This window comes from Tumidithrix elongata BACA0141 (assembly GCF_036349135.1).
GTDB classification, from domain to species: Bacteria; Cyanobacteriota; Cyanobacteriia; order Pseudanabaenales; family Pseudanabaenaceae; genus Tumidithrix; species Tumidithrix elongata.
This window is the reverse complement of the sequence record NZ_JAZBJZ010000028.1, coordinates 32,228-49,131: the sequence shown is the minus strand read 5'-3', so window position 1 is coordinate 49,131 and position 16,904 is coordinate 32,228. Positions and strand designations below refer to the sequence as shown.

Here is a 16,904-nt window from a genome sequence, read left to right as displayed (position 1 = left end):
TATAACTTTGGGGGCTTTTTTTCTACCCTAAACTTCTCAAACACGCTCTTAGATAAAAACTCTGATAAGGTTAGCGAAATCAAGGAAAAGCTTAAGCTGATAGATTGGTTTGAAGATTTTAAAATACCTGAAGATTCATTTGGTGAAGAAAGAAGCATTCAAATCAAAGATAAGTATTTAGATGAAAGCCTACCTTACTTCTATCAAAAGAGCTCTAACGAAGGCTTTTTGTTCTTAGTATTTTATTTTACGCTGTTTATCAGTAAGAAAACTCCTAAATTCTTCGCGATTGACAACATTGATGCTTCTCTTAACCCCAAATTGTGCAGTAGATTGGTTAAAGAGTTAGTCGAGCTTGCAATAAAATATGACAAGCAAGTTATCTTGACAACCCACAATCCAGCAATTTTGGATGGTTTAAATTTAGATGATGACGAGCAAAGGCTTTTAGCGATTTATCGCAATAAAGACGGACATACCAAAGCCAAACGCATTCTCAAACCTGAACCATTGGAAGGACAACAACCCGTGAAATTGTCCGAAGCGTTTATGAGGGGCTATATTGGTGGACTTCCTAAAGGTTTTTAGTTATGAAGAACACTTTCGCAGGAGTTACGGAAGGAATCACCGACCAAAAAATTATTGAGAATATTTTAGCTGGATATTTCGAGTCTCGCAATCTTGATGTGAACTGGCTGCAACCCTTAAGAGATACGACGGATGCAAATAGATCTAGGAATTTTGGTGGCTGGAGTCAGGTTTTTGAGTACTGTCGATCGCCTAATTTCAGAGAATCGTTTCAATTCAACGAATATGTGATTGTTCATATCGTTACGGATGTCTCTGATGAGTATTATGGCGTCCCTCATCAAGATGAAAATGGAGAAATTCCTCCCGAACAGCTCATTGAGAAGGTAATTGAAAAGTTTAAAAGTGCGATCGGTGAGGACTTTTACGGTCAATGCGAGGATAAAATCATCTTTGCGATTGCTGTTCACTCCACAGAATGCTGGCTTCTTCCCTTGTATTACGCCGATAACAAAAAATCAAAAATCAAAAGTTGTTTATCCACATTAAACCAAGCCCTTCAAAGTAAAGAGGGCTTTACGATCGATCCTAACAATAAAAATCCACATTATTATCAGAATATTTCCAGCAAATACTGCAAACAAAAGACTCTATTGAGTTCGTATAAACAGAATCCCAGCCTCAAAATCTTTATCGAGGAAATTGAAAAGAGAAATATCGTCATTGAAGAAGACATTTGATTTTGACTTGTCGATAGGTTAAGCTTCTGCTTTTGCTTCCTGCTTCTGTCATGGTTTGGGTTAGGACTTTTTTATGGGTTTGGCTTAGCCTTTGAGGTGCATCCCAGAAACAAAGGCTTATAGGGCTATAGTTAAGTTTCTTAACAAGTTTTTGTAAAGATTTTGAGATAAGGGGTCGAAAACTGTTTGAATATTAGATGGGTTTCTGAATCTCAGATCGTTAAAACCCCAAAAACGTTTTTTCATTGAAAACTGAAAAGCCAAACCATATAAATCTCATATCTATCTTAAAGTCTCATACTCCATAACCTTCCTATGCCTACCACAACTCGCACAATCCAAATCGGTTCTCGTAAAAGTCAACTTGCACTTGTACAAACTTACTGGGTTCAGGCAGAGTTGCAAAAAGCACATAGCGATCGCACCTTTGAGGTACAGACCATGAGTACCCAAGGCGACAAAATTCTCGATGTGGCATTAGCCAAAATTGGCGATAAGGGCTTATTTACCAAAGAGCTAGAGCTAGCCATGATCGAACGTGAGGTTGACTTAGCCGTGCATAGCTTAAAGGATTTACCCACCAATCTTCCTGAAGGTTTGATGCTTGGTGCAGTCACCGAACGCGAAGATCCTGCGGATGCCTTAGTGGTTCACGAAAAGCACAAAGATAAGCAGTTAGATACCCTGCCCGAAGGCACGGTGGTGGGGACATCATCCCTACGTCGTTTGGCACAACTGCGTCACTACTATCCCCATTTAACCTTTAAGGATATTCGCGGAAACCTCAATACCCGTTTGCAAAAACTAGATGCAGGCGAGTTTGATGCCATTATTCTTGCCGTAGCAGGTCTACAGCGTTTGGGCATGGGCGATCGCGTCCACCAAATCATCGATCCCGAAATTTCGCTCCATGCGGTCGGTCAAGGCGCATTAGGGATTGAGTGCCGCACCGACGATCCAGAAGTGCTAGAACTATTTGCACCGATTATTCACTACCCCACCACGCAAAGATGTCTGGCAGAGCGCTCCTTTTTGCGCGAGTTAGAAGGTGGCTGTCAAGTTCCGATTGGTGTGAACACCACCATTGATGGCGATCGCCTCACGCTCAAGGGAATTGTAGCTAGCCTTGACGGTCAAACCCTCATAAAAGGCGATGTGACGGGCGATATTACCCAACCCGACGCGATCGGCATTGAATTGGCGCATCAACTCAAGGGTAAAGGCGCACAGGCAATTTTAGATGCCATCACCGCCGAATTTCGCGCTTAGAGCAGGTATGCAATGCCCTACCTTATTTAGACAAACTCGCATCCTTGATGCTGTTGCTCAAACCGATTACCTAGCGGAGGTTCTACTCGCGACCGATGGAAAGTTCCATGTTGGTGTGGATCGGGCACAGATTCCTGAAGGTACTGAGATAAGCGATCTCACGGGCTTAGTTTTAGGTACTGGGCTGGTCGATCTCTATAGCACCAGTGGCGAACCGGGCTTTGAGCAACGCGAAACCCTCGCTTCTTTAGCAGAGGCTGCTCGTCGTGGCGGCTTTGCTAAGGTTGGCATCTTACCCCACACGCAACCTGCGATCGATGATATTGCGGCATTGGAATTTTGGCGCAGTCAAAAGCACCTGCCCTTTATGCCTTGGGGTGCGATCACCAAAGGCTGTGAAGGCAAACAGATCGCTGACTTAGCTGAATTAGCGGAATTTGTGGTGGGCTTCACCGATGCCAAACCCATAGCAAATTTGGCTCTGGTGCGACGGGCGATGGAATATATCAAGCCACTAGGCAAACCGATCGTACTGATGCCACAGGATCTCAGTTTGGTTGCCAGTGGTGTCATGCGCGAAGGCAAGTGGTCGCTGCAATATGGTTTGTCTGGAATTCCAGATATAGCGGAAACTTCGGCACTGGCGGCTTTATTGGAGTTGGTTCGTCTCACCCATACACCGACGCACTTTATGCGAATCTCTTCAGCTCGCAGCGTGGAACTAATTGTCCAAGCCAAAGCTGACGGTCTTCCTGTCACCGCAAGTGTGCCTTGGCTCAATCTTTGGTTGGAAGATAAAGACCTGCATTCCTACGATCCAAATTTACGCTTAATTCCTGCACTGGGCAGCGAAGCCGATCGCAGGGCCTTGATTGCTGGGGTTAAGTCTGGCGCGATCGATGCGATCGCGATCGATCACACGCCCTATACCTACGAAGAAAAGACCGTAGCCTTTGAAGTTGCGCCTGCGGGGGCGATCGGCCTAGAACTAGCACTCCCGATGCTCTGGCAGCAGTTGGTTGAGACTGGTCTTTTGACTGGGTTGGAACTCTGGCAAGCCATGAGTGCCCGACCCGCTCAGTGTTTAAATTTGAATTCCGACCAGTTATCTCTGCAAACCCTATTCGATCCCAATCAAAGTTGGACGGTGACGGCAAGCGCGATCGCTTCTCTATCTCACAACACACCCTGTTTGGGCAAAGTTGCGATCGGCAAGGTAATTTAGAGTTCGGATTAAGGAGAGGAAGGTAAAGCCCATTCCACTTTTTGTCCTTATTGCTTATTCCGAATTTATGTCAGCTTAAGGTAATCTTCGCAAAATCACGATCGCGCCAGCCTCTTCCAACTTCTGTTTGGCAAAGATGGGATCGATGACCAAGTGCTCCAACGAGACTGGCGCAGATTCAACCAGATCTTTAGCATCTTTTAGCCCTAATCCTGTTAGTTCCCTCACCACTTTGATCGCAGCAATCTTTTGTACGGGAGGAACTTCGATCAAGGTGAGATGATTTGTCTCTATTTCAAGTTCGGAATGCTTGAGCAGCAGATCGACCTTTCGCTCTAGTTGTTCGATGCGCCAGTTTTGCGATCGCCGCGAAATGCTACTACGCCGATCGCCTCTGCCAGACAAGAAGATCAGCAATGCTCCTGTTAGCACAATAATCAAATATAAAGGCTCCATGCCCACTTCCTATAAAGCGATCGAGGCTAGCTTAGCATTTTCCAACTATTTCGGTAAGTATGTATAGCACCAACCAAGTTTTCAATCTAATTTAGAAAGATCTCTCAAATAAAATATAATTATCTCAATCCTGAAATTTTAATTAGCAATACAAGCTTTGCTAAAGAACTTATGTCTACTGATTATTTAACAGCGGAAGAACTGGTTACTCGAGGACTTGACAAGTCACAGAAAGGTGATAATCAAGGAGCAATTGATGACTTCACTCAAGCGATAGAACTCGATCCTAATTCTGCCATTGCTTTTAAGAGCAGAGGTGATGCAAAATATTGCGATGATACAGATGGAGCAATCGAAGACTATAGTAAATCGATAGAACTCGATCCTAGTCATATTACAGTTTACTACAATCGGGGTCTTTGTTTCAATAGCTCCTTTCAGTGTCAATCAGCTCTCGAAGACTTCTCAAAGGTAATCGAGCTCGATCCAAATTATTCTGATGCTTATCATCATCGAGGTCTTGCTCACTTTGAGTTAGGCAATTATCAAGAAGCAATTGATGACTTCACTAAAGCGATGTCATTCAGTTCCTATAAAACCCTTTCCTATTACTATAAAGCGCTCAATTACATCTATAGAGGATCTGTCCGTTTGAGCATGGGTGATAAACAAGGTGCAATTGAGGATAGTCAGAAAGCAGCAGACATATGTTTGAGTGACAATAGGATGGAAGCTTATCAAGTTACTTTAGGGCACCTCTATTAATTGGCTTATTCTCAATAAAAAGAACCTGAAAGCCTTGATGCTTCGTCTGTATTCTCAATTATTTTGAATTTTTAGAGGTGCCCTTTAGATAGAATTAAAGAAATTCAGAAGCAGTAATATGAAAAGCTCTACGACTAGTCAAACACTTGCTCTTGTGCCCTTCTGACTATCTCACTACTGGATGCTACATTAGTTCGTGACTTTGGGAATTACCTCTAGAGATACCGCGCAAGCCTTGAGTTCAGGCTGCTTAGAGTCAGGATCGGCATGGGAATGTGTCAGGGCATTGATCTCAGCATCTTCTGCCCACAAGGCTCCCCAGTGCATTGGCATAAACACGACTCCTGGAGCGATCGCCTCCGTAATTAGGATTGGCAATTTAGCAGAACCGCGCACGGACTTAATCAGTACAAAATCCTCTGGTTGCAAACCCAACTTATTAGCATCCTTAGGGTGGATTTCTAGGAAAGGATTGGGGTACATTTGACAAATCTTATCGGTACGCCCTGTACGGGTTTGGGTATGCCAGTGACCGTATAGCCTGCCGTTGGTGAGAATATAGGGATAGTTCTCATCGGGCGGTTCCGCCAAGCCATGACCGTGATACGCCCCAAATCTAGCTTTCCGATCGGGGGTGTGAAACTGCAAATCGCTATAGAGTCTTTGAGATTCTTGCACGTTCGCATGATGTTCGCGATCGGCAGGGTAGGGCCACTGGAGGGGGCCTTCCTTGTCTAACAGCTCGTGACTCAAACCAGAATGATCGCAGGGGCGATCGCGGGTAATCTGCACAAACTCAGCATAGACTTCACTGGAGTTTTGGAAGGGGAACTGTGCGGCAAAACCCAAACGGCGACCGACTTCGGCAAAGATTTCCCAATCATGTTTCGCTTCCCCCTTGGGCGGTTGAAAGCTGCGACAAAGGGTAACGCGGCGCTCAGAGTTGGTCATAATCCCTGTCTTTTCGCTCCATTGCGTCGCAGGCAGCAATAAATGTGCGTAGGCTGAGGTCTCAGTGGGATCGTAGGCATCTTGATAGATTGTGAAAGGCGATCGGCGCAGGGCTTTTTTGAGCCGCACCAAGTCAGGCAAACTCACGGCAGGATTGGTTGCGGCAATCCAAAGAAGTTGCACCTCGCCCGTTTCTAAGCCCCTCACGATATCCCCTGCAACGCGCCCAACATGGGGAGAAATCCTTCCTGATGGCAATTGCCAGAATGCTTCCAATTCTGCACGATGGTCGGGATTCAGGACAGAGCGATAGCCAGGTAGTAGATGAGCTAATCCGCCAGCTTCCCGTCCTCCCATGGCATTCGGTTGCCCTGTAAGCGAAAAAGGCCCAGCTCCAGGCTTGCCAATCTGTCCAGTCATCAGATGTAAATTGACGATCGATTCCACCTTCGCCGTACCCTGCGTAGACTGATTCACACCCATCGACCACAGAGACAATACGTTCGTCGCATTTGCCCAATATCTTGCCGCTATCTCTAATGCCTCTGTGGTAATGCCGCAATGCTTCGCCACAACTTCAGGGGGATAGTCCTGAATCACCGATTGAAAAACTGCAAAGCCATTGGTATAGCGATCGATGAAGGCGCGATCGCACTTCCCCCATTGCCACAATAGATAGGCAATTCCATTCAGCAAGTGAATATCGGTTCCGGGAAGAATCGGCAGGTGCAGATCGGCAACAGCAGCTGTTTGCGTGCAACGCGGATCGACAACGATCAGCTTGACATTGGCATCTTTCTTATGACGTTTGCGCAGGCGATTAAACAGAATCGGATGGCATTCAGCCATATTGCTGCCAATAATAAAAGCACAGTCCGTCAAGTCTAGGTCGTCATAGCAACAGGGAGGCCCATCGGATCCAAAGCTCTTGATATATCCTGACACCGCCGAAGACATGCAGAGACGCGAATTGGCATCAAAATTATTGGTGCCTAGGCATCCCTTGAACAGTTTCTGCGCCACATAGTAATCTTCCGTTTGGAATTGACCCGAACCATAGACGCATAAAGCATCGCAACCTATGGTTGCGATCGTGGATTGAATTTTATCGACAATCAGCCCGAAAGCCTCATCCCACGAGATCCGCCGAAACGGATCGTCTAAGGATGCTCGAAACTGGGGATATAGCAAGCGATCGCGTGCGATCGACTCGGCAATGGAAGCCCCCTTGATACAGACCATACCCTGACTGGAAGGATGGGAGCGATCGCCTCGCACCTTAAATCCTTCTGGTTCTTTTGAGCGCTCGTCTACCGCTTCTAACCCGCAACCAACGCCACAGTATGGACAGAGTGTTTTGGTAATCGCAGACATAGATCCTGTATGCGTCAAACCGCAACCTCTTGTGTAGCCGTAAAGCCTCGCTCAAGGTCAAAGGCGATCGCTTCGACAGCGCGAGCATAGGAAAACTGTTGCAGGGATGCCAAAGGATTCGTCGGATCGAAGGTAGAGCCATCTGTGAGCGCAAAACTAGCCATGGAGTCAGCACCCGTATCAATTTCCAGTTCGCTGGCAGCTCGGTGATAGACATTCATACATAACATGCGATCGAGAATCTGGTCGTAATTGCTGGGAAAAGGTGTGAGTCCCCATCTTGCCATTTGGGTCAGAACCCAAAGTTGCTCTCGACGACTGGGGGCATTGTCAACCAAGAACTCGCAAAAATCCTTGTAGTAGCGAGATTCGCCCGTACCGACGCGATAGGGTCCCGCAAAACCAGATCGAATACATACGGGTTCCATATTCAGGAAGCTCGGTCTCGCTAAGGTGAGAACGACTTCATCGCGGTTTTCAAATGGTTGGCAAAACTGACAAGCCTCCAAGAGGGCTTTCACTAAAGCCAGATGAGTATTGGGATATTTCTCTGCCCATGCTTGGCTTACGCCCAAGACCTTCTCAGGATGTCCGTTCCAAATATCTAAATCTGTCGCGATCGCAAATCCTACTCGGTCTAATGCCGCGCGTGAATTCCAAGGTTCTCCCGAACAAAACCCGATAATATTTCCTGCCATCAAGTTGGAGATCATTTGTGGCGGGGGAATTACCACGATATCTACATCACGATCGGGATCGATGCCTCCACTGGCGAGCCATTGTCGCAGCAAGAAGTTATGCATGGAAGCGAGATGCACAGTGCCAAAAGATGGGACATACTTCGTGCCAGCATCCTTAAAGCTATCGATATATTGCTTGAGCGTGGCTAGATCGCGAACACCTGCTTCTTGCAAGGTTTTGCTAATCGTAATGGCATTGCCGTTGCGATTGAGCGTGAGGGCAGTCGCTATGGGCATGGGTGGTTTATTCCCCATCCCCAACGTCAAGGCGAGAGGCATGCCCGTAACCATCTGTGCAGCATCTAGACGACCATCGCGAATGCCTTCTGCCAGACCATTCCAGCTACTTTCTCTCGATAAGTTAACTTCCAAACCATGCTTGGTGAAGAATCCTTTTTCCTGCGCGATCACAAAGGGAGCGCAGTCTGTAAGCGGGATAAAACCAATATTGAGATTGATTTTTTCGATATTGCCCCGACTGATCGCCGCCGCAACCTGCCGCTGACCTTTTTCTGTTTTAATCTTCTTCTGGATGTTGAGGAATTCCACAATTTCTCCCCGCATCCGATAGTAGCTGGGATTGTTGATCACCTCTAAGCGCTTGCGCGGACGGGGTAAATCCACTTGCAAAATCTGTCCGACATGCGCTGCAGGACCATTGGTCATCATCACGACGCGATCGGACAATAGCAACGCCTCATCGACATCGTGGGTAATCATTACCGCAGAAATGCGATTTTGGTTGCAAATTTCCATCAACTGTTCTTGCAGGCGACCTCTGGTCAAGGCATCTAAGGCTCCAAACGGCTCGTCAAGTAAGAGAACCTTAGGGCGAATTGCTAAGGCACGGGCAATTCCAACCCGTTGCTTCATTCCCCCTGAAATCTCTCTGGGAAGTTTATCTGCTGCCGCCCGCAAACCGACAAGGTCGATATGTTCTTCAATAATTCGATGCCGTTCTGACTTAGGCAAATGCCGCAGTACTCGATTTACGCCTAAGGCAATATTTTGTCTGACATTCAACCAGGGTAAAAGCGAATGATTTTGAAATACAAGCATCCGATCGGGACCTGGATCTCTGACCTCTCTTCCTTCCAAAACCACACCACCCGCAGAAGCTCGATCTAACCCCGCAAGAATGTTAAGCAAGGTGGATTTGCCACAACCAGAGTGACCCACAATGGTGACAAACTCCCCTTCGTTAATTTTGAGATGCGCGTCTTTGATGGCAACATAATCGCCTTGTCTGGAATGAAAGACCCGATCGACGTGGTCAATTTCTAGAAAGTTTGACATGATTCAATCTTTAGCGAGTGATTTTAATGTGAGGCGAGAATAAAGCGGCTCTAGTCATTTTTTTAGACAACTTCTCTAATGATCTTCTGTAAGCGCATAGCGATTAAACAGAAATTCCAAAGCATGATTGCGCAGGGTAAAGAACCTTGGATCCTCCATGATTTTGGCGCGATCGCGAGGACGCTCAAATGGCACCTCGACAATTTCTCCAATTTGGGCAGCAGGCCCATTGGTCATCATCACAATCCGATCGGACAAGAAAATCGCTTCATCAATATCATGGGTAATCATCATTACCGTGACGCGATGCTCCCGCCAAATCGTGAGTAGTTCCTCTTGCAATTCCTCCCGCGTCATCACATCCAATGCGCCGAATGGTTCGTCCAAAATCAAAACCTGAGGACGAATGGATAAAGCGCGGGCGATCGAAACCCTTTGCCTCATACCACCTGATAGCTGTTTTGGCTTCTTATTCGCTGCTTCTAGCAATCCCACCATTTCTAGGTTTTCCATCACAATGCGATGCTTTTCTGCCTTGCTCTTGTCAGGGTAGACCGTCTTGACTGCCAAGTAAATATTTTCATAGGCAGTCTTCCAAGGTAACAGCGAATAGTTTTGAAAGACGACCATGCGATCGGGACCTGGCTTGGAGATCAGCTTTGACTGTAGTCGAACTTCGCCATGAGTGGGTTTTGTGAAACCAGACACCATATTCAACAGTGTTGATTTACCGCACCCTGAGTGACCAATTACACAAACAAACTCAGATTCATACACAGTGAGGTCAATTCCTTCTAAAACTGTGAAATCACCTCTGGGCGTGTTGTAAATTTTGGAAACAGATTCAAACGTAAGAAAAGGATCGCGCGCGATCGCGGAGTTTGGGTTTGTACTGTTAAGGGTCTGCATAGAGAATTGCAAGTTTGAAGAATTTGAATTTTTTGTTCGCATTGATGGTGTTGTTGAATGAGTTAGGTTTCACAGATTTTTGGTGAAGCCTACAAATCATCAACTATGGCTAAAATCAGCTTTCTGATTGAACTGCAAATTTGCCAATATAGAAGATAATCTTGTCCAGTAGCAAGCCCACGATGCCGATATACACCATGCAGAGAATTACTTCACTAATGTTGCCAGCATTATAGCTATCCCAAATGAAAGAACCAATACCAATGCCACCCGTGATCATTTCGGCAGCCACAATTGCTAGCCACGATAGACCAACGGCAATTCTTAAACCTGTGAAGATATATGGTGCTGCGGAAGGGAGTAAAATCGTGAAAAAGTATTCTGCTTTTCCTAATTGTAAAACTCTAGCTACATTTCGATAATCTTGGGGAACCTGTTGTACTCCCACTGCAGTATTAATAATGATCGGCCAGATTGCAGTAATAAAGATTAAGAAGATTGCTGAAGGTTCTGCCTTACCAAATACTAGTTGTGAAATTGGCAACCAAGCCAAAGGTGCAACTGTGCGTAAAACCTGAAAAATCGGATCAAGCATCCGAAAGATCAGAACATTTGTGCCAATCAAAATCCCGATTGCCGTGCCAATACTTGCAGCTAAAGAATAACCAATGCCAACTCGTTTCAAACTGGTGAAAATGTGCCAACCTAAACCTTGATCGTTAGCACTCTTAATATACCAAGGGTTAAAAATTAGGTGCTTGGTATCGGTGATTACCTTAAACGGACTGGGCAGACCATTTTTACCCTGCGTCAAGCTAAATATATGCCATATCATCAGGCAGGCAACTAAACCAATAATGGGAAGAACTATATAGCTTGGGTCTTTAAACAGTTGACCCATCCATTTTGAAAAAGCAGATTCCGAAGAAGCTGACTTAGCTGACGAGGATTGTGCGGTCATAGGTTTTGAATATTCGTGAAATAAGGATTGGGGAGCAAGTGTTCGAATCTTTAAGGGGTCGAAGGGTTAAAGCATTCGGGAATTACTTCCTGAATGCTTTTAACATAGGAAAGAAAGGTGATTGATTTTGAAGCGATTAAGGATAGCTGTTAACGCTTGCATATAAGGGATTCAGAGCGACTTCAACTATTCTCAATCAAGCTCTAAACCTTTTTGATTTTGAGAGATTTGAGATATGCCTCTGGTTTTTCAGGATCGAACTCAATGCCATCAAAGAACTTCTCAACGCCGCGCGAGTCAGACTTGGGAATTGCTGCCTCTTGCCCGATCGCTTTGGCACATTCCTTCCAAATATCAGAGCGATTTACCTTGTCGATAATCTTATAGTCTGTATCACCCGATAGAACACCCCAACGGATATTCTCGGTTAGGAACCACTTGTCATGGCTCTTATAGGGGAAAGAAGCACCATCTGTCCAGTATTGCATCACATGAGGACTGCTATCAACCACAGGCCGATCGTCGCCATACTTAAAGCTGCCCTTAGAGCGATCGATGATGTCTGTCACGGGTACTTTAATCCAGTCTGGCTTGGACATAATCTGGCACATTTCCTGTTTGTTCTCAGGTTTGTCACACCACATTTGTGCTTCCATGATTGCTTTCACAAGTGCCTTCGTAGCTTTGGGATTCTTCTCCACAAAATCAGCTCGCATCGCAAATGACTTTTCAGGGTGACGATTCCATATCTCGCCTGTAGTTAAGGCAGTATAGCCAATATCTTGGTTGACCAATTGCAAGTTCCAAGGTTCGCCCACACAGAAACCATCCATATTCCCTAACTTCATGTTGGCTACCATTTGGGGAGGTGGAACTGTGATTGTTTTTACATCATTGTCAGGATCGATGCCACCAGCAGCCAGCCAGTACCGAATCCACCCCCAGTGCGTGCCTCCAGGAAAGGTCTCAGCAAAGGTCATCGGCGTTCCTGCCGCTTTCGCTTTCATCACTCTCTCTTTAATTACAGAGGTGTCAAGGCGGAGTTTTAAATCTTTATAGGTATTGGCAACAGAAATTCCTTGACCGTTCACATTTAACCGCAACAGGATATTCATCGGAATGGGCTTGTTCCCTTTGGTGATTTTACCTAAGGAAATCAAATAGGGCATGGGTGTTAGGATGTGAGCACCATCAATCCCCCCATTTTCCGCGCCTAGCTCTAAGTTGTCACGGGTGGCTCCCCAAGACTTCTGTTTGATCACTTCCACGTCAGGCATGCCATACTTGGCAAACATTCCTTTCTCTTTGGCGATCGCTAAGGGCGCAAAATCACTGAGGGCAATAAATCCAAGCTTAGCTGTCTTTACTTCTGGCGCATCAGCAGCACTAACATTCACAGCAGGAGTTGCCGAAGAGGAAGTTGATGTAGAAGCAGTGGTTGATGTAGCGCTGGGCGGTGCTTCTGAACCGCAACCATGAACCAGAAAAGTTCCCAGTGTTGTCGCACTGGCAGTAAGCATAAATTTACGACGTGAAATGTTACTCATGTTTCTGTTTTTTTTGATTATGAATTATTGATTCGATATTCCTGCATTGGGAATTAGACTACCGCTACTGGCTGACTTGCGACCAAATATTTTGGCGTTGCACCAAAATGCTCGATCAGTAACTTCCCTACTACATCTCTTAGATCTTCGCAGGGAACCTTTTCCATCACACAGGTGCCAAGGTGAGCATCTTTGCCAACCTTACCGCCCATGTAAATATCGACGCCATCAACGACTTTTCCATCTTTACGTGCTTTACAGCCCGCAAAACCAATATCCGCCACCTGAGGCTGTCCGCAGGAGTTAGGACAACCACTCCAATGGATGCGAACAGGTTGAGGAACTTTCAAGTCTGCTTCCAGTTGCTCGATTAATTCGAGCGCGCGGTTCTTGGTTTCGATGATCGCAACAGGACAGAATTGACTTCCCGTACAAGAAACCAGCGAACGCCTCAGGTTTGTGGGACTGGCAGAAAACTTCTCAAGCAATGGATCTTTAAGTAAAGCTTCAATGCGATCGTCGGGAATATTAGGAAGGATCAGGTTTTGCTCAACGGTGAGTCGTAGTTCTTTACTTCCATAGGTGTCAGCTAACCTAGCAAGTTCAAACAAGTCAGATGCATAGGCTCGACCGACTGGAATTTGCAATCCTACGTAGTTTAAACCTGCTTGTTTCTGTTTGCAAACACCGATATGATCGCGTTTCTCCCATGCGATCTCATCCTTAGGTGCAGCAGGGATAAGAACTTTCCCAAATTGGGTCTCGACCTCAGAGCGAAATTTATCAATACCCCAAAGGTCGATGAGGTACATAAGGCGAGATTTCTGGCGATTTTCTCTCAATCCATTCTCACGATATACGATCAGAATCGCTTCGCAAAGGGCAACAACATCCTCAGGTGGAGCCCAAACGTTCAAAGGTACTGCCTCTGCAATGCGTTTAGAAGAAAAGAATCCACCTACAAGAACGTTGAATCCGAAAGTACTACCTTCATTTCCGTCTTTAAATGCAGGAATAAAAGCAATATCATTAATTTCCGCATGAATCGAGTTATCTCGACAACCACCGATCGCAATGTTAAACTTCCGAGGCAAATTGGTGAAGTCGGGATTTCCCTCACCATTTTTGGTAATTAGGTCTTGTACCTGCTTGGCAAGCTCGCGAGTGTCATAGAGTTCATTGGCATCAATGCCAGCAACTGGCGAACCTGTAATATTACGGACATTATCCATCCCAGATTGAACGCTAGTTAGTCCAACGGATTGGAAACGCTCAAAGATACTAGGCAGATTTTCAATCCGAATTCCTCGCATTTGTATGTTTTGGCGCGTGGTGATATCTGCCACGCCGTCATCTCCACATTCTTCAACAACTTTAGCCAAAACACGCATTTGATCGCTCGTGAGAATACCGTGAGGAATTCTCATCCGAATCATAAACTTCCCAGGTGTAGTCTTACGAAAAAATACTCCTAGCCATTTAAGCCGATGCTGTAAATCATCATCATCGATCGCTTCCCAACCAATTTCGGCAAAGCGATCGATCTCAGCTTTGAGAGCAAGACCATCTTTCTTCGCTTTTAGGTCTTCAATCTTGTTTGCCATTTCAGTTTCCTTGGCAGAGAGTTCAGCACAGAGAAAATATTAAGAAAAATCTCCATGGCATCTACGTTACTGAGATACAAGATTGCAATAGGTATCCAAGTTTACAAAAATTTACTTTACATGCAAATAGCACATTGGATCGATGCGTTTTTTGCATACAAAATCAGCATAACGAAAAAGTCCCCTTACTTTTAAAAGTAAGGGGACTGTCATCAAATTTATTTGAGATTTTAGAACTGAGTTAGATTAAACAGAGGATCTGTAGAACCAAAATTCATTCTCTTTAATCTCGTTAACCAAATGCCGTAGTTGTTGAGGCAATTACAAACGCCGCGTAGGTAAAGATATAACCAACCGTGAAGTGGGTTAAACCAACCAAGCGAGCTTGAACGATTGACAGTGCAACTGGCTTATCTTTCCATTGAACCAATTGAGCCAATGGTGTGCGTTGGTGCGCCCAAACCAAGGTTTCAATCAATTCTTGCCAGTAACCACGCCAAGAGATCAAGAACATGAATCCAGTTGCCCAAACTAGGTGTCCGAACAGGAAGATCCAAGACCAGACAGAGATGTTGTTCATGCCATAGGGGTTATAGCCGTTGATCAACTGGGCAGAGTTGAGCCACAGATAATCGCGGAGCCATCCCATAATCGTGACAGAGGTTTCGTTAAATTGTGAAACGTTACCTTGCCAAACACCCAGATGTTTCCAGTGCCAGTAGAATGTGACCCAGCCGATCGTGTTCAGCATCCAGAACATAGCAAGGTAGAAGGAATCCCAAGCTGAGATATCGCAAGTACCGCCACGACCAGGACCGTCGCAAGGGAAGCTGTAGCCAAAGTCTTTCTTGTCGGGCATTAGCTTAGAACCACGAGCATCTAGAGCACCCTTAACCAAGATTAAGGTTGTGGTGTGCAGACCTAGTGCGATCGCATGGTGAACCAAGAAGTCGCCAGGACCAACAGTCAAGAAGAGAGAGTTGCTGTCGCTGTTGATCGCAGCCAACCAACCAGGTAGCCAAACGTCACCGTGATTAGGCCAAGCCGTTGCAGCTAAGCTGTTGGAATTTGATAGCAATACATCAAATCCGTACAAAGCCTTACCGTGAGCAGCTTGAATCCATTGAGCAAACACTGGCTCGATCAAGATTTGCTTCTCAGGAGTACCAAAGGCTTGCATGACGTCATTGTGAACGTAAATGCCCAGCGTGTGGAAACCTAAGAATAGGGAAACCCAGCTCAAGTGAGAGATGATCGCTTCCTTGTGATCCAAAACACGGGCAAGAACGTTGTTCTTATTCGCTTCGGGATCGTAGTCACGTACCAAGAAGATCGCACCATGAGCAAAAGCACCAACCATCAAGAATCCAGCAATATACTGGTGATGGGTGTAGAGCGCTGCCATTGTGGTGTAGTCCTTAGCGATAAACGCATAGGATGGCATGGAGTACATGTGCTGAGCGACCAACGAGGTCAAAACACCCAAGGTTGCAAGGTGCCAACCTAATTGGAAGTGAAGTGATTCGTTGTAGGTATCATAGATACCCTTGTGACCAGCGCCAAGCAGACCACCAAAAGGAGTTCCAGCAGGAGGGTTGTGAGCTTCTAGAATGGTCTTCATGCTATGACCAATACCAAAGTTGGTACGGTACATGTGACCAGCAATGATGAACAGAACCGCGATCGCCAAGTGGTGATGGGCAATATCTGTAAGCCACAGCGCTTCGGTTTGAGGATGAAAACCACCCAAGAACGTCAGAATTGCAGTACCAGCACCTTGAGATGTACCAAAGATGTGACCCGCAGTATCTGGGTTTTGAGCGTAAACGCCCCAGTTACCTGTAAAGAAAGGCTGCAGACCAGCAGGGTGGGGAGCAACACTTAAGAAGTTATCCCAACCAACATGCTGACCGCGTGCTTCAGGAATTGCCACGTGGACTAGGTGACCTGTCCAAGCCAAAGAGCTTACGCCAAACAAGCCAGCCAAGTGGTGGTTCATGCGAGATTCTGCATTCTTGAACCAAGACAAGCTAGGACGGAAGCTTGGTTGGAGATGTAACCAACCAGCAAACAAAAGTACACCTGCCAAAATAAGCAACCAAAGTGAACCTGTAAAGAGTTCAGAATTGGTATGCATACCGATGGTGTACCACCAGTGGTAGACACCTGAATAGCTAATGTCAACGGGGCTAGTTGCGCCAGCTTGTGTATAAGCTTCAACCGCAGCTTGACCAAATTGAGGATCCCAGATTGCGTGAGCAATTGGGCGAGTGTTTAGCGGATCTTTGATCCACTGTTCAAAGTTACCTTGCCAAGCGACATGGAATAGGTTGCCAGACGTCCACAGGAAAATGATTGCCAAGTGGCCAAAGTGAGAAGCAAAAATCTTTTGGTAAAGATTTTCTTCTGTCATGCCATCGTGACTTTCAAAATCATTGGCTGTAGCGATCGCATACCAGATCCGGCGTGTAGTCGGATCGTTAGCGAGGTCCTGGCTAAATTTAGGGAATTTAGTTGCCATAGTTTTTATTATTTCTCC

At 45.8% G+C, this 16,904-nt stretch carries 12 protein-coding genes and 1 pseudogene; 5 read left to right on the top strand and 8 right to left on the bottom strand.

Translation table 11 applies throughout. From position 1 onward, the window contains the following. The 4 genes from V2H45_RS09275 to V2H45_RS09260 all read left to right on the top strand — a co-directional run. The coding region (locus V2H45_RS09275) for an AAA family ATPase (protein WP_330483352.1) at positions 1–588 on the top strand (588 nt) is incomplete at its 5' end. A 2-nt stretch (positions 589–590) separates the two neighbouring features. Beyond that, on the top strand, positions 591–1,268 hold the full coding sequence (locus V2H45_RS09270) for a phage tail protein (RefSeq protein ID WP_330483351.1): 678 nt from the start codon (positions 591–593) through the stop codon (positions 1,266–1,268). A 315-nt stretch (positions 1,269–1,583) separates the two neighbouring features. Continuing rightward, positions 1,584–2,537: a hydroxymethylbilane synthase gene (hemC, locus tag V2H45_RS09265; protein ID WP_330483350.1), complete on the top strand. Its 954-nt coding sequence runs from the start codon at positions 1,584–1,586 to the stop codon at positions 2,535–2,537. Positions 2,538–2,544: 7 nt separating this feature from the next. Next, entirely contained in the window at positions 2,545–3,762 is a 1,218-nt protein-coding gene (locus tag V2H45_RS09260; RefSeq protein ID WP_330483349.1) for a dihydroorotase, read from the top strand. 75 nt (positions 3,763–3,837) lie between these two features. On the opposite strand, the gene V2H45_RS09255 is transcribed toward V2H45_RS09260, so the two are convergent. After that, on the bottom strand, positions 3,838–4,218 hold the full coding sequence (locus V2H45_RS09255; RefSeq protein WP_330483348.1) for a ribosomal protein L7/L12: 381 nt from the start codon (positions 4,216–4,218) through the stop codon (positions 3,838–3,840). Positions 4,219–4,389: 171 nt separating this feature from the next. On the opposite strand from V2H45_RS09255, the gene V2H45_RS09250 reads away from it, so the two are divergent. Beyond that, complete coding sequence (locus V2H45_RS09250; protein ID WP_330483347.1) at positions 4,390–4,983, top strand: tetratricopeptide repeat protein; 594 nt, start codon at positions 4,390–4,392, stop codon at positions 4,981–4,983. 189 nt (positions 4,984–5,172) lie between these two features. On the opposite strand, the gene V2H45_RS09245 is transcribed toward V2H45_RS09250, so the two are convergent. The 7 genes and pseudogenes from V2H45_RS09245 to psaB form a co-directional block, all read right to left on the bottom strand. Then, positions 5,173–7,308: a molybdopterin oxidoreductase family protein gene (locus V2H45_RS09245; protein WP_330483346.1), complete on the bottom strand. Its 2,136-nt coding sequence runs from the start codon at positions 7,306–7,308 to the stop codon at positions 5,173–5,175. A 14-nt stretch (positions 7,309–7,322) separates the two neighbouring features. Beyond that, entirely contained in the window at positions 7,323–9,344 is a 2,022-nt protein-coding gene (locus tag V2H45_RS09240) for an ABC transporter ATP-binding/substrate-binding protein (protein WP_330483345.1), read from the bottom strand. 75 nt (positions 9,345–9,419) lie between these two features. Next, on the bottom strand, positions 9,420–10,253 hold the full coding sequence (locus V2H45_RS09235) for an ABC transporter ATP-binding protein (RefSeq protein WP_330483344.1): 834 nt from the start codon (positions 10,251–10,253) through the stop codon (positions 9,420–9,422). 115 nt (positions 10,254–10,368) lie between these two features. Continuing rightward, positions 10,369–11,214, bottom strand: a complete 846-nt coding sequence (ntrB, locus tag V2H45_RS09230; RefSeq protein ID WP_330483343.1) for a nitrate ABC transporter permease — start codon at positions 11,212–11,214, stop codon at positions 10,369–10,371. A gap of 203 nt (positions 11,215–11,417) precedes the next feature. Further along, on the bottom strand, positions 11,418–12,761 hold the full coding sequence (locus tag V2H45_RS09225) for a CmpA/NrtA family ABC transporter substrate-binding protein (protein ID WP_330483342.1): 1,344 nt from the start codon (positions 12,759–12,761) through the stop codon (positions 11,418–11,420). Positions 12,762–12,814: 53 nt separating this feature from the next. Beyond that, a pseudogene (locus V2H45_RS09220) lies at positions 12,815–14,371 on the bottom strand (ferredoxin--nitrite reductase); the annotation flags it as partial. 286 nt (positions 14,372–14,657) lie between these two features. Further along, positions 14,658–16,886, bottom strand: coding sequence for a photosystem I core protein PsaB (psaB, locus tag V2H45_RS09215; protein WP_330483341.1), 2,229 nt, complete (start codon positions 16,884–16,886; stop codon positions 14,658–14,660). Positions 16,887–16,904 lie beyond the last annotated feature (18 nt).

Excerpts from the sequence above, each read along its gene's own strand:
- V2H45_RS09255 (WP_330483348.1), bottom strand. The coding sequence starts at position 4,218 with ATGGAGCCTTTATATTTGATTATTGTGCTAACAGGAGCATTGCTGATC.
- V2H45_RS09235 (WP_330483344.1), bottom strand. The coding sequence starts at position 10,253 with ATGCAGACCCTTAACAGTACAAACCCAAACTCCGCGATCGCGCGCGAT.
- psaB (WP_330483341.1), bottom strand. The coding sequence starts at position 16,886 with ATGGCAACTAAATTCCCTAAATTTAGCCAGGACCTCGCTAACGATCCG.
- V2H45_RS09270 (WP_330483351.1), top strand. The coding sequence starts at position 591 with ATGAAGAACACTTTCGCAGGAGTTACGGAAGGAATCACCGACCAAAAA.
- V2H45_RS09225 (WP_330483342.1), bottom strand. The coding sequence starts at position 12,761 with ATGAGTAACATTTCACGTCGTAAATTTATGCTTACTGCCAGTGCGACA.
- V2H45_RS09240 (WP_330483345.1), bottom strand. The coding sequence starts at position 9,344 with ATGTCAAACTTTCTAGAAATTGACCACGTCGATCGGGTCTTTCATTCC.
- V2H45_RS09245 (WP_330483346.1), bottom strand. The coding sequence starts at position 7,308 with ATGTCTGCGATTACCAAAACACTCTGTCCATACTGTGGCGTTGGTTGC.
- V2H45_RS09260 (WP_330483349.1), top strand. The coding sequence starts at position 2,545 with ATGCAATGCCCTACCTTATTTAGACAAACTCGCATCCTTGATGCTGTT.
- V2H45_RS09250 (WP_330483347.1), top strand. The coding sequence starts at position 4,390 with ATGTCTACTGATTATTTAACAGCGGAAGAACTGGTTACTCGAGGACTT.
- ntrB (WP_330483343.1), bottom strand. The coding sequence starts at position 11,214 with ATGACCGCACAATCCTCGTCAGCTAAGTCAGCTTCTTCGGAATCTGCT.
- hemC (WP_330483350.1), top strand. The coding sequence starts at position 1,584 with ATGCCTACCACAACTCGCACAATCCAAATCGGTTCTCGTAAAAGTCAA.